This is a genomic window from Methylophaga thalassica, from assembly GCF_030159795.1.
In the GTDB taxonomy this organism is placed as follows: domain Bacteria; phylum Pseudomonadota; class Gammaproteobacteria; order Nitrosococcales; family Methylophagaceae; genus Methylophaga; species Methylophaga thalassica.
In genome coordinates this window covers 439420-456390 of sequence record NZ_BSND01000005.1, presented here as the reverse complement: position 1 = coordinate 456390, position 16971 = coordinate 439420, and the positions used below count along the sequence as shown (strand labels likewise).

Sequence of the window (16971 nt, the reverse complement as noted above, 5' to 3'; positions counted from 1 at the left end):
ATTAGCGTTTTGGCCAGTATTTTTGCATCTCCAGAAATACAAAAGAGGCGGACCAAGTAATCATCACTAATCCTGTCAGTGACTCCAGTCCGGTTAAAAAGCGGACATAACCCGTCGGTTCGATATCGCCAAAACCCAGCGTGGTATAAGTGGTGAAAGAAAAATAACTACAATCAAGCAAGCTGGAATCAATATTTCCCATCAGCGTGCCGAAACCATCAACCTGTATCATCAGGTAATAAGCGATAGCAAATAGCCAAATCTCAACGATATGAGCCACCATCACCACCATCACCGCTAGTAAAACACGATAACGATGAATAATATGCAAGGCAGGGAGGCGCTTAGCTAGCTGGTAAAGTGTTTCGTAGTGGATGAGTATGGTGCTGACAAAAACAAAAGTATTGATGACAAACGTCGTAAGTAACATTTAACGTGCCTGTTTGATTTGATTTCGACCTGATAATTTAGCTGCATAAACAGCCTGATCAGCCGCTGCTATCAGTGATTTTGTGTCATGAATATGACTATATTGACCAAGTGTTGCTGAGCCAATAGAGAGAGTGGCGTGTATGGCTTTGCCAGATGGAATAATAAATTCAGTTTTCTCGACTCGATGGCGAATTTGCTCTGCTATCAAAGCGGCATCTTCGGCGCTGGTATCCGCTAATAAAATGACAAATTCTTCTCCACCATATCGGGCAAGCACATCATTATTACGCAAACGGTCATTGAGTAATTGTGATACTTGTTTGAGCACCGCATCACCCGCTTGATGGCCGTAGTGATCATTAATACGTTTAAAAAAATCTAAATCAATAAACAAGCAGGTTAATGGACTATTTAGCCGTTTAGCCCGACTGACTTCTTCACTGAGCCGTTGATCGAAGAAACGACGATTATTAATGCCAGTTAAAGGATCACGCAGGCCGACTAATTTAATATGTTCGTGTAAACGGGCATTTTCCAGACAGGCTGACATGACTGCGGCCAGATGTTCCAGAAACTGAGTGCCAATATTACTTTCAAATCGGGTTGGATTGCGGCTGCCTAAATTCAAACTACCGATTAATACGTTATGCCTGATTAGTGGTAGTAAGGCGATGGAACCCAGCTCGGCTTGATCAGGAAATAAAAAAGCATGTTGATGAGGTGAGTAACGGATCAGGCGTGGTTTACGTAACGGGCTGAAATATTGATTTAATAAATGAGCTGATTCAGTAAATATCAGTTTGTCTAACCAAGTTGATTTGACGGGTTGAGCTTCGATCAAACGCTGAAAGTCATATTCAGGGTCATGCAATAGCAGGGTCACATCAGTCAGTTGAAAGCGCTCTTTGTGCTCTTCCAGCACGATCCCTAACAGCTCATGAAGATTATTACTGGCAAGAAGTGCTAGCTCATATTCCTGGAAATTGGTTTGTTTTCGCTCATTGCTTTTAGCGATGCGAAGTAGTTCATCCAAACGAGCTTGTAAGGTGGCGATATCTTGCATCCAAACGCCTTATGAGCCTAAGTGTGATTTAGTTAACACTAATAATGGCTTATTGCACGTGCAATTGTCCACACTTCTATTGTCTCTACGCCAGCTCGCTTTAATACACGTGCCGCTTCATGTGTGGTTGCACCGGATGTCATGACGTCATCGATAATCGCTACATGCTCAGGTACAAAAGAAGAATCATACTTAAAAGCTTGTCGCATATTTTTATGTCGTTGCTTGGCATTAAGCTGAGTCTGTGTTGCTGTTTTTTTGACTCGTTTCAGTAATTCTGGTCGGCAGGGAATCTTCAATAGCTGAGCGAGCGTATCTGTAAATAACAGAGATTGATTATAACCACGTTGTCGGAGCCGGCTCGGGTGCAGTGGTATGGGAAGCAAAACGTCCGGGGGCGTAGCTAATGAGTGATACGCAATAAATTCTCTGGCACAAATGTCTGCAAGCTGAATTTGCCGATGATATTTCAGCGCTGACATCATTCTGGGGACCGCCTGTTCATAGCGATATAGACTCAGGCTGGAATCCTGAATGGGTGGTTTTTTCAAACATTGTCCGCAAATCTGTCCTTGTTCTATAGGTATCGCGCAGTGAATACAACACTGTTGGATAACAGGTAATTCAGCGATGCAGCTCTCACATAGCGCTTGCCCTTCTGTTACCAAGCCGCAGAGTAAACACGGAATTGGAAATACTTTCCTGTATAATTGTTGCAATTGTTGTGTCAGTGAGAGCAGATTTGCCATGACATGACCTAATTTCATCCTTTAAATCAGTAAAGAGTCATCATGCCTGAGAATGTAGCAGAAACCCAAGCAACAATCCGCAACGACTGGAGCCAGCAAGAGGTTGAAGCCTTATTTGCCATGCCCTTTAACGACCTGATGTTTAAAGCACAAACTGTTCATCGTGCCAATTTTGATGCTAATGCGGTGCAAATTAGTACCTTATTAAGCATTAAAACCGGTGGTTGTGCCGAAGACTGTGGTTATTGCCCACAGAGTGCACATCACGAGTCAGCCGTCAAAGCTGAGCCTTTGATGCCGCTCAACGAAGTGCTGAAATCAGCCAATGAAGCTAAAGAGGCCGGCGCTAATCGTTTCTGTATGGGCGCGGCCTGGCGTAGTCTGAAAGACCGTGATCTGGAACGTGTTGCTGAAATGGTTGAAGGCGTAAAAAGTTTAGGTCTGGAAACCTGTGTCACATTGGGCATGCTGGAAGAGCACCAAGCGAAACGTTTAAAAGAAGCCGGTCTGGATTATTACAACCATAACCTGGATACCTCACCTGAATATTACGGTGAAATTATTACTACTCGTACTTATGAAGATCGTCTGAATACCCTAAGCCACGTTCGTGATGCCGGTATTAATGTATGTAGTGGCGGTATTGTGGGAATGGGCGAAGGCCGTCATGATCGTGCTGGTTTATTAATCAGCCTGGCTAACCTGCCAACCCAACCACAAAGTGTGCCTATCAATCTATTAGTTCAAGTTGAAGGTACACCATTAGATGGTGTTGATAATCTGGATCCAATCGAGTTTGTCCGCACTATTGCTGTCGCTCGTATCATGATGCCGAAATCATTTGTGCGTTTATCAGCCGGTCGTGAACACATGACAGATGAGTTACAAGCGATGTGTTTTCTGGCTGGTGCTAATTCGATTTTCTACGGTGAAAAACTGTTAACCACTGACAACCCTGATACCAACCATGATCAGCAACTGTTCAAACGTTTAGGTATCACACCTTGGGTGGGTGAAGAAAAAACCGAAGAACATAGCTGTTCTTCAGCAGCCTAACGTCTTTATTTTCGAGTGGCCAAACTCCCTTGGCATAATGAACTGACCGCCGCTTTAGCTGAACGCAAAGCGGCGGGGCGTTACCGGCAAAACCGGCTTCGTATCGGTGAGCAGGGCGTGCATATTCATCTTGGTGACAAAACCATTTTGTCATTTTGCAGCAATGATTACCTTGGATTGGCTGCTCATCCTGCTATCAAACAAGCATTCAAACAGGCCGTAGATAAAGAGGGTGTCGGTAGTGGCGCCGCACATTTATTAACCGGACACAGTTTTTATCATCAGGCTTTGGAAGAAAAGCTGGCCGACTTTACGGGTCAACAGCGCGTATTACTTTTTTCCACTGGTTATATGGCCAATCTGGGTGTGATTGATGGTCTGCTTACTCGCGGCGATGCCGTGATTCAGGATAAATGGAATCATGCCTCTCTATTAGATGGTGGGCGTCTGACCGATGCCGATCAGTTACGTTACCCTCACGCCGATATGAGTCTGTTACACAAACGACTCCATAACGCGGCCACGGCAAAACATCGACTTATCGTCAGTGATGGCGTATTCAGTATGGATGGTGATATTGCCCCCTTACCTGAGATTATGGCGCTATCGGAACAGCACCGTGCAGCGGTATTGATTGATGATGCCCATGGTTTTGGTGTCATTGGTGAAGGTGGTCGCGGCACAGTATCTCATTATCAAATCGCAGCAGATAAAGCCCCCATTGTGGTGGGCACCTTAGGTAAAGCCATTGGTACTGGTGGTGCCTTTGTCGCCGCCGACGAACTGGTCATCGAAACCTTAATTCAGCAAGCACGCAGTTATGTGTACACCACAGCACAACCACCGGCGATTGCGGCTGCGACGTTGGTGAGTCTGGATCTGGTTGAAAAGGAACAATGGCGGCGTGACAGGCTGCAACAGTTGATTCAGCAATTCAGACAAGGCGCTGAACAACTCGGTTTAGAATTAATGCCATCGATGACACCGATCCAGCCGGTGATTATCGGTGATGATAAACAGGCGCTGGAAATAGGGGCGAGGCTGGAACAACAAGGCATCCTGGTAGGCGTTATCCGTCCACCCACCGTGCCTAAAAATACAGCAAGACTGAGAATTACATTCTCTGCTGCCCATACAGAAGAGGATGTAGAACGGCTGCTTGTAGCATTGGAGCAGGCGTATGCACATTAACAGCATAGGTCAGGGGCCTGACTTAGTATTGGTTCACGGTTGGAGTATGCATAGTGGTGTCTGGCAACCACTCGTTGATTTATTGGCTGAACATTTTCGTTGTCACTTGGTTGATTTACCCGGCCACGGTCAAAGTGACTGGCAACCAGGGGACTTTGAATTACCAACATTATTAGCCTCTTTAGCCAAGGCATTATCGCAAAAAGCCATTTGGCTGGGCTGGTCATTAGGTGGCATGGTCGCTTTAGCTATGACGCAGCGTTACCCTGATAAAGTCAAAAAGCTGATTTTGCTGGCAAGTAATCCCCGCTTTGTTCAAACAGACGACTGGCCTTGTGCCATGGCTGCTGAGGTGTTTGATACCTTTTCAGCCAGTTTAGCTGTTGATCAACAGCAGACCTTGCAGCGGTTTATTATGCTGCAAGCGAAAGGTGCGAATCAGCCCCGGCAAGTGATTAAACAATTAAGCGAACAACTGGCTCAACAGCATGAACCAGAACCAGAGGCATTACAGGCAGGCTTAAAATGTCTGGCTGAGTGGGATTTACGAGATGCTCTTACCACCGTAAATTGCCCCACACAAATGATTCTGGCAGAAAATGATCATCTCGTTCCCGCGTCCTTAGCAAATTATGCAGTTGAGTTACAGCCAAAACTTCGCATTGATGTGATGCCGGGATTAGGCCACGCGCCGTTTATTTCGCAGCCTCAGCAATGCCAATTAGTGATAGAACAATTTCTCCATGAGTGAATATCGTCCCGATAAAAAAAGAGTGGCACAGTCATTTTCTGCCGCCGCCGAACATTACGATGATGTGGCTGTGTTACAAAGGCAAACAGCCGATGAGTTATTAGAGCGCTTGTCATATATCACTATTGAACCTCAGACCATACTGGATTTGGGAGCGGGCACCGGACGTAATTTATCGTTATTACAAAAGCGCTATCCTCATGCACAACTTGTGGCGGTTGATATTGCACCGCAAATGTTAAAACAGGCCGAAAAGCGTTATCGGCATGATCAGGGTATTAAACGCTGGTTACCAAATCAGCCACGTTTACAGGCATTAGCCGGTGATGCCGAAGCCATTCCACTAGCCGATAACAGTGTCGATCTGATCTATGCCAATCTGGCATTACAGTGGTGTGATCCCAAACGTTGTTTCAGTGAAATCTTTCGGGTGTTGAAACCTCAAGGGCTATTGATGTTTACCAGTCTGGGGCCGGATACCTTGACGGAGTTGCGTCAGGCTTGGGCTGAAGTCGATACCTATCCACATGTGAATTTATTTTACGATATGCATGATGTGGGCGATGCGATGACAGCCAGTGGCTTAGCTGATTGTGTGCTGGATATGGAACCTTACACATTAAGTTACAACGATGCGATGAGTGTGATGCGCGATTTGAAAATCCTTGGTGCTCGTAATGTAAATGAAGGCCGTCGTCGCGGACTGACTGGAAAGCAACTAATGCAAAAAGTGATTTCCTCGTATGAAACATTTCGCCAAGCTGACGGTTTACCTGCCAGCTATGAAGTCATTTTTGGTCATGCATGGAAATTAGCTCAATCAGGTCAATGCCGAGCTGATGACGACAGTGTTTATATTCCGATCAGTGAGATCAAACGATTATGACCAGCACACATTTTTTTATAACAGGTACAGATACTGAAGTAGGGAAGACATTCATCAGTGTGGGCTTGGTATCTCTACTGCAACAACAAGGCTATAAAACAGTTGGCATGAAGCCGATTGCCAGCGGTTGTGAGTGGTTAGATGGGCAGTGGAAAAATGAGGATGCACTCGCATTAATCAAACAAAGCCAGTCAGATTTAGCTTATTCACTGATCAACCCTTATGCCTTTGAACCGGCTATTGCCCCTCATATTGCGGCTGAGCGTGAGGGGGTAACACTCTCTATTGCCAACATTAAAGGCAATTATGATTTGATTGCTGAACAAGCAGACGCAGTCATTGTGGAGGGTGCGGGTGGCTGGTATGTACCACTAAACACAGAAAGCACTATGGCCGATCTTGCTGTTGAACTTCAATTGCCGGTAATTTTGGTAGTGGCAATTAAACTAGGTTGTATTAATCATGCCTTATTGACTGTGGCAGCCATTGAACAACAAGGTCTCAAACTGGCTGGCTGGGTGGCGAATCATGTTGCTGAACAATCAGAATCAACTGAAATGATAGAGACCTTAACAAGCCGAATTGATGCCCCCTGCTTGGGAGTGGTCCCTTATCTTAATAGCCACCAGTCGGCGGCCAGTTTCCTGCGACTACCTGAATAAACTCATCAAATTACTTTATAAAACCGCCTTCCCAAAATAAGTAATGTCAGGCACTATTCTTCAATACTAGTTCAAAATTTGGCCTTATAATTCAAAACTACGAAATAAAAATTGATTAATAATCAGTTTGTTATGTTTTCGGAAATGAATTATAAGGCCGCCTGTTTTATATTTATTATGAGGCCAGTGGCCTTATAAAATAGACTGTTATAACTCTGTCAGACCTAGGTGCACCTATATTTATAAAGGAGTAAAAATTGAATCCTCATATTAAAAATGCATTACTAAATGGAAGGCTAGTACTTTTATTTGGTGCTGGAGCATCCATCGGTTGTAGAAATAGTCTTGGGCAAACACCACCTCTGGGTTGGGATTTAGCCAAAATACTCGCAGAAGAAATCGGGGAAGAATTCTCAGATGAAGATTTGTCAGATGTTTATGCTGCGGCTAAGGAAGTTTTAGGAGATCAGGTTCATAGGATTTTTGAAAAACACTATAAACACTGCACGCCATCGAATGAGTTTAAGGAGCTTTTAAAGTATCCGTTTTTTAGAATCTATACATTGAACATTGACGATGGTTTCGAAAAAGCAGCCCATCAAATACCAAACCTAAAATTCAATGTAAAAAATAGAGATGACAATATTACTGAGGTAGATCAATTCTATCAGACACTTGACTATATAAAGCTCAATGGAGATGTAAACCACCCATCAAAAGGTTTTATATTTTCTGCACAGGAGTATGCAAAAGGCTCTTCAGGTGAACCGCTCTGGTATAGTGAGCTAGCTAAAGATTATCATAAATATACCTTTATATTCATAGGAACCAAGCTTAAAGAATCACTATTCTTCCATCAAATTGAAAAATATAAAGCTAAAACTAAAAGTAACGACTTAAAAAGTTACATCTTAATTCCTTCTCTTACAGGTATTCAGAAGAAAAGTCTGCAAGCTTCTAATATTGAACACTTAGAAGGAAAGCTAAGTGATTTTACAGATTGGCTTGAAGGTGAATTTGACGAACCACCGACAAGTGTAGACGTAGTTATAAATACCCGTCCAGAATTAAACTTTGAGCCTAAAGAGAAAACTAAATATTTATCATTGTTTTCAGGCGTAACACCGGTAAACAGATCTTCTTTAGCATTAATAGACTCTGATAGCTCAAGGTCAAAAATCAGAAACTTTTATAAGGGCTTTAAGCCCACATGGCTGGACATACTAGATAATGTTCCAGCCAGCTTATCTGATGTAGAACGGTTCTATAATGCTGTTTTAGAAAATTCCAATGCAAGTGAGCTTGAATTGCATATTCTGTTTGGATCTGCAGGATGTGGTAAAACCACAGCTCTAAAACAACTTGCATTAAGAGTCGCAGACCAAGGGTTGCGAAATGTATATTTTATTGAAGAGTATAAAGATAATTTCCAAGAGCTTGTGACAGAACTCGACCACAGACATGATAAGGCATATTATTTATTTATTGAAAGAATTGGTGATGTCGCCCCTCAGATAGCAGAAATAATAAAATCAGCCAAATCTACAAAGGCTATTTTCATCAGTTCTGAAAACCCCAAAATATGGAAAACGAGAGTAAAAGAACACCTGGGTGAATACTTAACATCTTCAACAGATATATCTCATATCAACTCTGATGATGCTGATTTGATTTTAGAAAAACTAGAGCGCTTCGGTAACTGGACTCGGTTATCCAAGCTGTCACCTAAAAATAGGAAAATAGAATTAATTAGAAAGTCAAAAAGACAACTTCTAATCGGTTTAATAGAGACGACTTCTGGTGAAGGATATAATGAAATAATACAAAAGGATTACAAAGGAATAACATGCGATTCAGAGAGAGCATTGTTGCTGCTGGCTGGTTTAGCTACTACACAACGAGTTCCCGCAAATGAAGCCACATTAACCAGAGCACTGTCATATTTAAACTTAAATCCTAATGTGCATCAACTCGCCTCTCAAATGGATGGCATTGTTACTTATACTAACGGGAGTGTTACAACTCGGCACAGAGTTTATATTGAGCGATTGTTTAATCTTTATGTTCCTCAAAAAGAGTTACTGAAAATAATAGACTCTTATATAAGAGCATTTTCAGTTTACCAATTTCCTATTGTTAAAAATATATCTAGGAATGAAGCGTCTATATACAAGCATCTTGTTAATGCAAAATCGTTAAAGCGCATTCTTAAAAACGATAAAGACAGTGTTCTTTCTGTTTATGAGGAATATGAAAAGACATTCGAGAATGAAGGCCTATTCCTACTTCAATATGGATTGGCCTTAAGGTCATTTGAGGAAAATCAACAAGCTTTCGAAAAGCTTAGAATAGCACATGATGCATTTCCTGAATCACCGCATATTGAACACGCCCTCGCACAGCAGAGAATTATTTTAGCTTGTATGGAAACGGATGAAACTGTAGCTATGGCTCATTTTTCCGAGGCTGAAACAGTTCTCAATAGATTGAATTCTGCAAATGTTAGTGCTTTTGACAGGTATCCGATAATTACTTTGTCTGAGGGTCATGTAAAAGTGCTAGACAACCTCGGGTACACTAAAGAAGCAAAAATAATGGCTAAGCAATACCATGATAGAATTAGTAAGAACAAAAATCTCGAATCTAATTATCGCCTATCTCAAACCGTAAGCGATCTTGCAAAGTTTTATCTAACAGGAAAGTGGCCAGAACGCACCCATTCTGATTTAGTGAGTTAGAGTTATAACAAGCGCCTGCAATCGGACAGATTTCCCTGCCGTTGAGGCGGGCGTTATCTCTAAAAAGGAGCAGAAACCAATAGGGTCAGAGTCTGACCTCATTGGTTTGTGACCCCATTGGGTTGCTTGTTTAATATATATTCTGAGGCCATTGGTCTCTTAAAATAGACTTTTATTGCAATAAGGAGTTTGCTTTGGATTCATTTCGCACAATAGTTGAAGAGTACAAAGGTAAAGAAGGCGTAGCTCAGTTATTCGGTGTTTTACTTTATACTGACCAACACCCAAATATAAAAAAAGTATTAAGAGATGAAGACTATTGGCTATCGTTTAATGAACTAACAGGTGACCGATTTTGTGTGTTTTCGGTGAAACCAGCAAAAGGAAAGTATGAAGATTCAACTTCCCCTAGAGGCGGTTTTTTTGGAATGATGGTTCGAATATGGAAAGAGCCCGCTGAGAATAAAAAGTTAATAGAATTATTTGAACTCGAAGACACCAAAAATATCCCAATGTTATTGCTATTCACTGAAATTAAGGGCGAGTTTCTGAAAATTGAGTTGAGACTCGACGACTCAAGTCAAGATACTGCATACAGTTCAATCAAGGAGCAGTTAGAGTTTTCTTGTAATGCTTTATCGCAGATAAAAGAAGAAAATCTCAAGAATACTTCCGGTTTATATTCAGCCCTAAGCCTTCATCAGAATGATAGATTAAAATGGAAATTACTAACGAAAAGTGTCGATTTATATTCCTACATTAAGGGTTTGTTGCCATAACAAACACATTAAGTCGATCGCCATCTCCTAGGGATAGTAACACGTAGGCTCTGTCGCTTCGCGCTGGATTTTAGTCCAGGCGTAGACCAAAGAGGGTAGACTCGATTGGTATGATTGATGTTGGAGATCAATGGGGGCAGATTCTAGACGAAAGAGGTCAGACTCTGACCCTATTGATATCCTAGAAGAAATATAGGGACAACAAAAAACAAAATAACCATCAAAAAAAGTGATGGCAAGTACATATATTTAAAAAGAAAGCTCAGTCTGATAAACCATTTGTCTTGTGTTTTCTTAAATACGTTATTGAATAAAAAGAACCACAATCTATACATATTAAACCACGGTGTGTAGCCTAAATACTGCAAATCATATTCCCATACTTGTCTATGTTTTTGTTTTATATACCAGATATAAAAAGGGGTAATTAATACTCCACAAACCAGACATAAAATACCAGCAATGAAAAAAATAGCTCCCAACACTGCATCAGAAAACGTTACCATTCACGTAACTCCACACCTTTTTCAATTAGATCATCTCTGTATGCATTAATAAAGATATTAGGGGTCAAGTTGAAATTTATTAACAATAGCCTTACCACACCGCGAGCTAATATTGGAAAGTAAGCTTTTTTACACTGACCCTAAATACTCAAACAGGCTAGTCTTAGTAACTATCGTCTTCGAAGTCATCAAGGCTATCGTAGTAGATGATGGCCAGATACTGAATCGGCATTTTGAGTTTTGTTTCTGGTCGATGCGGTTGCTCTGCATGAAACGTTAACGAGTCGCCTGGTTCAAGAATAAAACGTTCATCACCCACGCTGTATTCCAGTTTGCCTTCCAGCATGTAAATAAATTCAGTGCCGGCATGTTCAAACGGATCAAACACTTCACTTTCTTCATTTAAGGTAATCAAAAACGGTTCAAACAGCTTTTTCGGACCGGTGTCATACGCCAGTAATTGGTAGGTATGACCGCTCTTGGTACCACGACGTACCACTTCCATACCTTCGCCATTCTTCACATATTGAGCGCCACCAATAGGGGTGTCGTAATCATGAAACAAGCGTGAGAGTTTGACGCCGAGAGCATTGGCAAGATGTTCCAGTTTTTCAAGACTGGGTGAGGTCAGCCCGTTCTCTATCTTGCTCAGCATGCCGCGGCTGACATTGGCTCGCATAGCGACATCCGCAATGGTTAGTCCATTCTCAGTACGAATATGTCGCAGCGTATTTCCGAGGTGTTTGTCTAGAGACTGATGTGTCGCAGATTCAGTCGTCACGATCGTTTGCTGTTTGCTCACGGCAAGAATACTCCGTCTTCTTTAAGGCTGTTTTGCCTGATTATACCTGAGGTTTTTTTATTTATCCCCACTAAATGTTTCCTATTGTGAAAAAAAGTTTACAAGGCTATTGACATGTTTTTTTCGACATGAGTAAATAGAACCATGTTTCATCACATGAAATATTGTTTACCTAGTTAGAGGTAGATTCGCATACTACTTTAGTAGTATTGAGCATTATGAGTGGAGGTTAAGAATGCCATTAGGGCTATTAAAATATGGTCTGAGTAGTGAACACCCGGCACCACGTTTTTTTAGGGACTGTACCGAGCCTAAGAAATCGTACGATGCCGTGATTATCGGTGGCGGCGGACATGGTTTGGCTGCGGCGTATTACTTAGCGAAAGACTATGGCATTACCAATGTAGCAGTATTAGAAAAAGGCTATATTGGTGGCGGCAACACGGGCCGTAATACCACCATCGTACGTTCAAATTACCTGACACCAGAAGGGGTTAACTTCTACGATGCCAGCGTTAAATTGTACGAAGATTTATCAGAAGAATTAGACCTGAACCTGTTTTATTCAACTCGTGGGCACTTCACTTTAGCTCACACAGAATCAGCAATGAGAACCATGCGCTGGCGTGCAGAAGTGAATAAACATGTTGGGGTTGAGAGTTATGTCGTCGGTCCTGAGGAGATATCCAAAGCGTGTCCGCAATTGGATATCTCCTGCAGTGGCCAAGCGCCTATCCTGGGTGCTTTATACCATGCACCAGGCTCTGTAGCTCGTCATGATGCCGTGGCATGGGGTTATGCAAAAGAAGCGGATCGCATGGGTGTTGAAATATTCCAAATGACGGAAGTCACGGGTATTGATACTAAAGGCGGCAAAGTCGTTGGTGTGAACACATCTAAAGGCTATATCAGCACAAATCGTGTTCTATCTGCAGTGGCAGGTTTTACACCACGTATCACTGAGATGGTGGATTTGAAAACACCGATTGTGATTCATCCACTGCAAGCTTGCGTATCAGAACCGATGAAGCCCTGGCTCGATACCATTTTAGTTTCCGGTAGTTTGCATGTGTACGTGAGTCAATCGTCTCGTGGTGAACTGGTCATGGGGTCATCACTGGATCCTTATGAATTCCATTCAACACGTTCATCACTGGATTTCGTGGAAGGACTCACCACACATATCACCGATATGTTCCCGTTTTTATCGAATGTCAAAGTGGTACGCCAATGGGCGGGTATGGCTGACATCACGCCTGACTTTGCACCGATTATGGGTAAAACACCACTAGAAGGGTTTTATCTGGATGCCGGATGGGGCACATGGGGATTTAAAGCCACGCCAATCAGTGGCAAAACCATGGCCGAGACAATAGCCAAAGATATGGCTCCTGATCTTATTAAATCATTCCGTTTATCACGTTTTGAAGACTATGAGCTGACCGGTGAAAAAGGCGCAGCTTCAGTTGGTCACTAAGTTAAGAGTAAGGCTATGAAACTACTTGAATGTCCCGTTAATGGTATCAGGCCGATGAGTGAATTCACCTACGGCGGAGAATATCGAAATATGCCCAACCCTGACACATGTTCAGATTCTGAGTGGGCTGCCTATGTGCACTATCGTAATGGAGCACCTGGTTTGAAAAAAGAATGGTGGTATCACACCCCCAGCGGTACCTGGTTTATCGCTGAACGTAACACGATGACTGATAAGGTCAACCGTACTTATCTTCTGGGTCAGGAGGAAGCTAAATGACCAGCCGTATTGCTAAGAAACGAGGTGAGTGGATTAACCGTGACAAGCCACTGACTTTTCAATATGAAGGTCAGACCGTGCAAGGTTACGAAGGCGATACCATTTCCAGTGCCCTGTGGGCGGCTGGTATTAATGTGCTGGGTCGTAGTTTTAAATATCACCGTGCACGTGGTGTATTGAGTTTTGCCAATCATGATGTTAACGCCATGATGACAGACGGCGTGGATACCAATATCCGTGCTGATGTCTGGCCTGTTGCTGATGGTATGGATATTAAAGCCGTCAATACTATTGGTGGTGTATTAAAAGATAAAAACAAATATATCGATTATTTATCACCGTTCCTGCCGGTCGGTTTTTATTACAAAACGTTTTATAAACCAAAAAGCCTGTTTCCGTTCTGGGAAGACAAAATCCGTAAGGCGGCTGGTTTAGGCGAAGTTAACTTTAACTACCCACGTATTATTAAACCGAAAAAGTTTGCCCACTGTGATGTGTTAGTCATCGGTGCCGGTCTGTCTGGTTTATCAGCAGCGGTTAAAGCGGCTGAGCAAGGCCTGGATGTTATTGTTGTTGATGAAAACAAACAGGCGGGTGGCAGCCTGACATACGACTATGCCGGTGACCAAACGACGACTGATACGCTGACAAGCCTGTTAGGTAAAGTGGAGTCAAACCCGAATATTCGTTTAATTACCGATGCGTATGCCGGCGGTTTTTATGGCGATAAATTGGTGCCATTAGTCGGTAAAGACGGTATCACTAAAGTCTGGGCGAAAACGGTGATCGTGGCTGCTGGTGCGTTTGAGCAACCACCCGTGTTCCGTTACAACGATTTGCCTGGTGTGATGATGGGATCGGCAGCACAACGCCTGATTCATCGTTATGCGGTTAAACCTTTTAATAAAGGGGTGGTGGTCACAGCAAATGACTATGGCTATCGTACCGCACTGGATCTGGCCTCAATTGGCGTTGAAGTGGTTGCTGTCATTGATATGCGTAGAAACGGCGCACCACGTGAACTGGCTCAGAAAGTCAGAGATCTAGGTATTCCTGTTCATATCTCAAGCTGTATTTATGAAGTGATCCCGACCTCTGACAAGTTAGGCGTTAAAGCTGTTGCTGTCAGCCCTTATGACGATATTAGTGCAGGCGCCGATAGTGGTCACACTGTGCGTTTGGCATGTGATGGTGTAGCGATGAGTGCCGGTTGGGCACCAGCAGCTGCCTTGCTGTATCAGGCAGGCACAAAAATGCGTTATGACTATAGCGTCGAGCAGTTTGTCCCTGACGAGTTACCGGAAGGGGTGTTTGCAGCGGGTAAGGTCAATGGCGTATTTGATTTTAAAGCTCGCCAACTTGATGGTCAGCGTGCAGCAGCAGAAGCAGCCGCTTTCCTTGGTAAGTCAGTTGATGCGGTTGTCGTGCCTGCTGTTGAGATGAATTCACCCAGCCATCCTTATCCGATTGTTGAGCATCCGAAAGGTAAAAACTTTGTCGACTTTGACGAAGATATTCAAGTCAAAGATTTCATCAATGCCGCCAAAGAAGGTTTTGACAATATCGAGTTGATGAAACGCTTTACCACGGTGGGTATGGGCCCAAGTCAGGGTAAACATTCCAATATGAATGCGATTCGTATTCTGGCTCGTATTCGTCAGTTACCGGTTGAGAAAATTGGTAGCACCACCGCGCGTCCATTCTTCCACCCAACACCGATTGGTCACCTGGGCGGACGTGGATTCCACCCTCATCGTTATACCGCGATGCATGAATGGCATGTTGATAATGGTGGTGTGATGATGGATGCGGGTATGTGGATGCGTCCTGCTTATTATCAATATTCGGGTCGTTCAATGACGGCGATGGAAGCGGTACAGCAAGAAGCGTTAGCGGTCAGAAAACAGGCCGGCATGATTGATGGCAGCACCTTAGGGAAAATTGAAGTCTACGGTGCCGATGCCACTGAATTTCTGGAACGCTTTTATACAGGCAAGTTCAGCAAACAGAAAATCGGCGAAAGCCGCATTGCTCTGCTGCTGGATGAAGCAGGTGTCATGCTGGATGACGGGATGGCTGTTCGTGTCGAAGCTGAAAAGTTCTATGTATCAACGAACTCATCCAATGCCGCGACGGTTTACCGTGAAATGCAACGTAATGTTCAGGCATGGGGATTACAAGTCACTTTGGTGAATCTGACCGGCGCCATTGCAGCGATGACACTGGCCGGACCGAAGTCACGTGAGATTTTAAGTTCACTGACCAATGCCGATTTGAGTGAAGCCTCGTTACCAGATGGAAACATGATTGAAGCTGAGATTGCCGGTGTGAATGCCAAAGTCATGCGAGTAAGTTTTGTTGCTGACCTGGCTTTTGAAATTCATGTGCCTTACAAAGCGGGACTGCATGTCTGGAAACAAATCATGGCTGCCGGACAAGATCATGGTATTCGTCCATTTGGTACAGATGCACAGCGTCTGCTACGTCTGGAAATGGGACATCACCTGATTAGTCACGATACCGATGGTCTGACCAATCCATTTGAAGCGCATTCCGAAGCGTTACTCAAAATGGATAAGCCGTTCTTTATCGGCCAACGCAGCCTGAAAATCATCGCTAAGAAAAAGCTGAACAAGAAGTTAGTGAACTTTGTACTGGAGAAAGGCTTTGCCAGGGAAATGCCGAATGAATGCAATCTGGTGATTGATAACGGCAACAACATCAAAGGCCGTGTCACCAGTATTGCATACAGCAGATATCTCGACAGAGTAATCGGTTTTGCTTTTGTTGCACCAGAACAGGGCAGTGTGGGCTCAACGTTTTCCATTCGTACCGATAGCGGTGCAATGGTTGAAGCGACTGTCGTCGAAGCCCCTTTTTTTCACCTACTTGATAAAGACGGAGAGTAAGCATGCAAGACGGCATTTTTAAAAGCCCGGTCGCTTTTGCTCAAGCCCCTTTGAAGCCGATTAGTGGCATCGTGAATGGCATGGAGACTGCAATAACCATGGCGGACAAGGCCATTGAATCTTCACGTTACGAGTTATTAAGTATTTGTGATGTGAGTGCATTAAATCGCTTTGGCGTGAAAGGACCTAATGCAGCGGAGTGGTTAGCCTCTGCCAACCTGACACTGCCAGAAGCAAAAAACAGTTGGACATTACAAGGCAAAAGAGAGCTGGTCTTAAGATTGGGGGGAAGTGAGTATCTGATTGAAGAGCCACTGAACTCTCATCTGGTCGCTCAGTTAAATGCCTTGCCTGTGAATAAAGCAGGTGTCCACAAGGTAATTCGCAATGATGCGTCGTTTATTGTCAGTGGCAAGCTGACATCAAAGTTATTTTCTGAAGTCTGTGCTATCGACCTGTCAGGAGATGCACTTGAAGAGAATCGTCTTGTCATGACTGTCATCGCCGGTGTATCGGTAACGTTGCTGAGACAGATGCTGAATGGCCAATCTGTTTATCGCATTTGGTGTGATGGTACGTTTGGACCCTACCTGTGGAAAACACTATTGGGCATCACCGAAGAATATGGTGGCGGTGCTATAGGGTTCAGTTTTTATTACGAGATCAATTGATACGACCAAGTGTTGATCAT

At 43.4% G+C, this 16971-nt stretch carries 15 protein-coding genes; 11 read left to right on the top strand and 4 right to left on the bottom strand.

The features are described from left to right. Position 1: 1 nt before the first annotated feature. From QQL60_RS09360 to QQL60_RS09350, 3 genes are read right to left on the bottom strand one after another with little or no spacing between them, the layout of a single operon-like run. Positions 2 to 430 (bottom strand): potassium channel family protein, encoded by a 429-nt coding sequence (locus tag QQL60_RS09360; RefSeq protein WP_273180298.1) that lies wholly within the window; start codon positions 428 to 430, stop codon positions 2 to 4. Then, positions 431 to 1495: a GGDEF domain-containing protein gene (locus QQL60_RS09355; protein WP_273180299.1), complete on the bottom strand. Its 1065-nt coding sequence runs from the start codon at positions 1493 to 1495 to the stop codon at positions 431 to 433. It abuts the gene before it with no gap. A 38-nt stretch (positions 1496 to 1533) separates the two neighbouring features. After that, positions 1534 to 2244 (bottom strand): ComFC family protein, encoded by a 711-nt coding sequence (locus tag QQL60_RS09350; RefSeq protein WP_284723153.1) that lies wholly within the window; start codon positions 2242 to 2244, stop codon positions 1534 to 1536. Positions 2245 to 2286: 42 nt separating this feature from the next. Here QQL60_RS09350 and bioB point away from each other — a divergent pair, with 42 nt between their 5' ends. The 7 genes from bioB to QQL60_RS09315 all read left to right on the top strand — a co-directional run bounded on the left by bioB (position 2287) and on the right by QQL60_RS09315 (position 10307). Continuing rightward, on the top strand, positions 2287 to 3300 hold the full coding sequence (bioB, locus tag QQL60_RS09345) for a biotin synthase BioB (protein ID WP_284723152.1): 1014 nt from the start codon (positions 2287 to 2289) through the stop codon (positions 3298 to 3300). Between the two features lie 15 nt (positions 3301 to 3315). Continuing rightward, positions 3316 to 4491, top strand: coding sequence for an 8-amino-7-oxononanoate synthase (gene bioF / locus QQL60_RS09340; RefSeq protein WP_284723151.1), 1176 nt, complete (start codon positions 3316 to 3318; stop codon positions 4489 to 4491). Then, positions 4481 to 5242: a pimeloyl-ACP methyl ester esterase BioH gene (gene bioH, locus QQL60_RS09335; protein WP_284723150.1), complete on the top strand. Its 762-nt coding sequence runs from the start codon at positions 4481 to 4483 to the stop codon at positions 5240 to 5242. The genes bioF and bioH overlap by 11 nt, the downstream gene beginning before the upstream one ends. Then, on the top strand, positions 5235 to 6128 hold the full coding sequence (bioC, locus tag QQL60_RS09330) for a malonyl-ACP O-methyltransferase BioC (protein WP_284723149.1): 894 nt from the start codon (positions 5235 to 5237) through the stop codon (positions 6126 to 6128). Before bioH ends, bioC begins: the two co-directional genes overlap by 8 nt. Next, a complete protein-coding gene (gene bioD / locus QQL60_RS09325; RefSeq protein WP_284723148.1) occupies positions 6125 to 6790 on the top strand; it encodes a dethiobiotin synthase in 666 nt (221 codons plus the stop codon). Before bioC ends, bioD begins: the two co-directional genes overlap by 4 nt. A gap of 257 nt (positions 6791 to 7047) precedes the next feature. Beyond that, the gene (locus tag QQL60_RS09320; RefSeq protein WP_284723147.1) at positions 7048 to 9528 is read left to right on the top strand and encodes a P-loop NTPase; all 2481 of its coding nucleotides are present in this window, start codon (positions 7048 to 7050) and stop codon (positions 9526 to 9528) included. 194 nt (positions 9529 to 9722) lie between these two features. Then, positions 9723 to 10307: a hypothetical protein gene (locus QQL60_RS09315; RefSeq protein ID WP_284723146.1), complete on the top strand. Its 585-nt coding sequence runs from the start codon at positions 9723 to 9725 to the stop codon at positions 10305 to 10307. 669 nt (positions 10308 to 10976) lie between these two features. On the opposite strand, the gene QQL60_RS09310 is transcribed toward QQL60_RS09315, so the two are convergent. Next, positions 10977 to 11615: a helix-turn-helix domain-containing protein gene (locus QQL60_RS09310; protein WP_284723145.1), complete on the bottom strand. Its 639-nt coding sequence runs from the start codon at positions 11613 to 11615 to the stop codon at positions 10977 to 10979. Between the two features lie 235 nt (positions 11616 to 11850). Here QQL60_RS09310 and QQL60_RS09305 point away from each other — a divergent pair, with 235 nt between their 5' ends. The 4 genes from QQL60_RS09305 to QQL60_RS09290 are packed head-to-tail and all read left to right on the top strand — an operon-like array spanning position 11851 to position 16951. Continuing rightward, positions 11851 to 13092, top strand: coding sequence for an FAD-dependent oxidoreductase (locus tag QQL60_RS09305; protein ID WP_007146758.1), 1242 nt, complete (start codon positions 11851 to 11853; stop codon positions 13090 to 13092). 15 nt (positions 13093 to 13107) lie between these two features. Then, a complete protein-coding gene (locus tag QQL60_RS09300) occupies positions 13108 to 13371 on the top strand; it encodes a sarcosine oxidase subunit delta (protein WP_040576622.1) in 264 nt (87 codons plus the stop codon). Further along, positions 13368 to 16280 (top strand): FAD-dependent oxidoreductase, encoded by a 2913-nt coding sequence (locus QQL60_RS09295; protein WP_284723144.1) that lies wholly within the window; start codon positions 13368 to 13370, stop codon positions 16278 to 16280. Before QQL60_RS09300 ends, QQL60_RS09295 begins: the two co-directional genes overlap by 4 nt. Before the next feature lie 2 nt (positions 16281 to 16282). Further along, positions 16283 to 16951 carry an aminomethyltransferase family protein gene (locus QQL60_RS09290; protein ID WP_007146755.1) on the top strand — a complete coding sequence of 223 codons (669 nt, stop codon included), beginning with the start codon at positions 16283 to 16285 and terminating at the stop codon, positions 16949 to 16951. The last annotated feature ends 20 nt before the right edge of the window (positions 16952 to 16971 follow it).

What these genes read in the sequence shown, in the direction of transcription:
- QQL60_RS09360 (WP_273180298.1), bottom strand. Translation starts at nt 430, where the DNA reads ATGTTACTTACGACGTTTGTCATCAATACTTTTGTTTTTGTCAGCACC.
- QQL60_RS09295 (WP_284723144.1), top strand. Translation starts at nt 13,368, where the DNA reads ATGACCAGCCGTATTGCTAAGAAACGAGGTGAGTGGATTAACCGTGAC.
- bioB (WP_284723152.1), top strand. Translation starts at nt 2,287, where the DNA reads ATGCCTGAGAATGTAGCAGAAACCCAAGCAACAATCCGCAACGACTGG.
- QQL60_RS09305 (WP_007146758.1), top strand. Translation starts at nt 11,851, where the DNA reads ATGCCATTAGGGCTATTAAAATATGGTCTGAGTAGTGAACACCCGGCA.
- QQL60_RS09355 (WP_273180299.1), bottom strand. Translation starts at nt 1,495, where the DNA reads ATGCAAGATATCGCCACCTTACAAGCTCGTTTGGATGAACTACTTCGC.
- bioC (WP_284723149.1), top strand. Translation starts at nt 5,235, where the DNA reads ATGAGTGAATATCGTCCCGATAAAAAAAGAGTGGCACAGTCATTTTCT.
- QQL60_RS09350 (WP_284723153.1), bottom strand. Translation starts at nt 2,244, where the DNA reads ATGGCAAATCTGCTCTCACTGACACAACAATTGCAACAATTATACAGG.
- QQL60_RS09300 (WP_040576622.1), top strand. Translation starts at nt 13,108, where the DNA reads ATGAAACTACTTGAATGTCCCGTTAATGGTATCAGGCCGATGAGTGAA.
- QQL60_RS09290 (WP_007146755.1), top strand. Translation starts at nt 16,283, where the DNA reads ATGCAAGACGGCATTTTTAAAAGCCCGGTCGCTTTTGCTCAAGCCCCT.
- bioD (WP_284723148.1), top strand. Translation starts at nt 6,125, where the DNA reads ATGACCAGCACACATTTTTTTATAACAGGTACAGATACTGAAGTAGGG.
- bioH (WP_284723150.1), top strand. Translation starts at nt 4,481, where the DNA reads ATGCACATTAACAGCATAGGTCAGGGGCCTGACTTAGTATTGGTTCAC.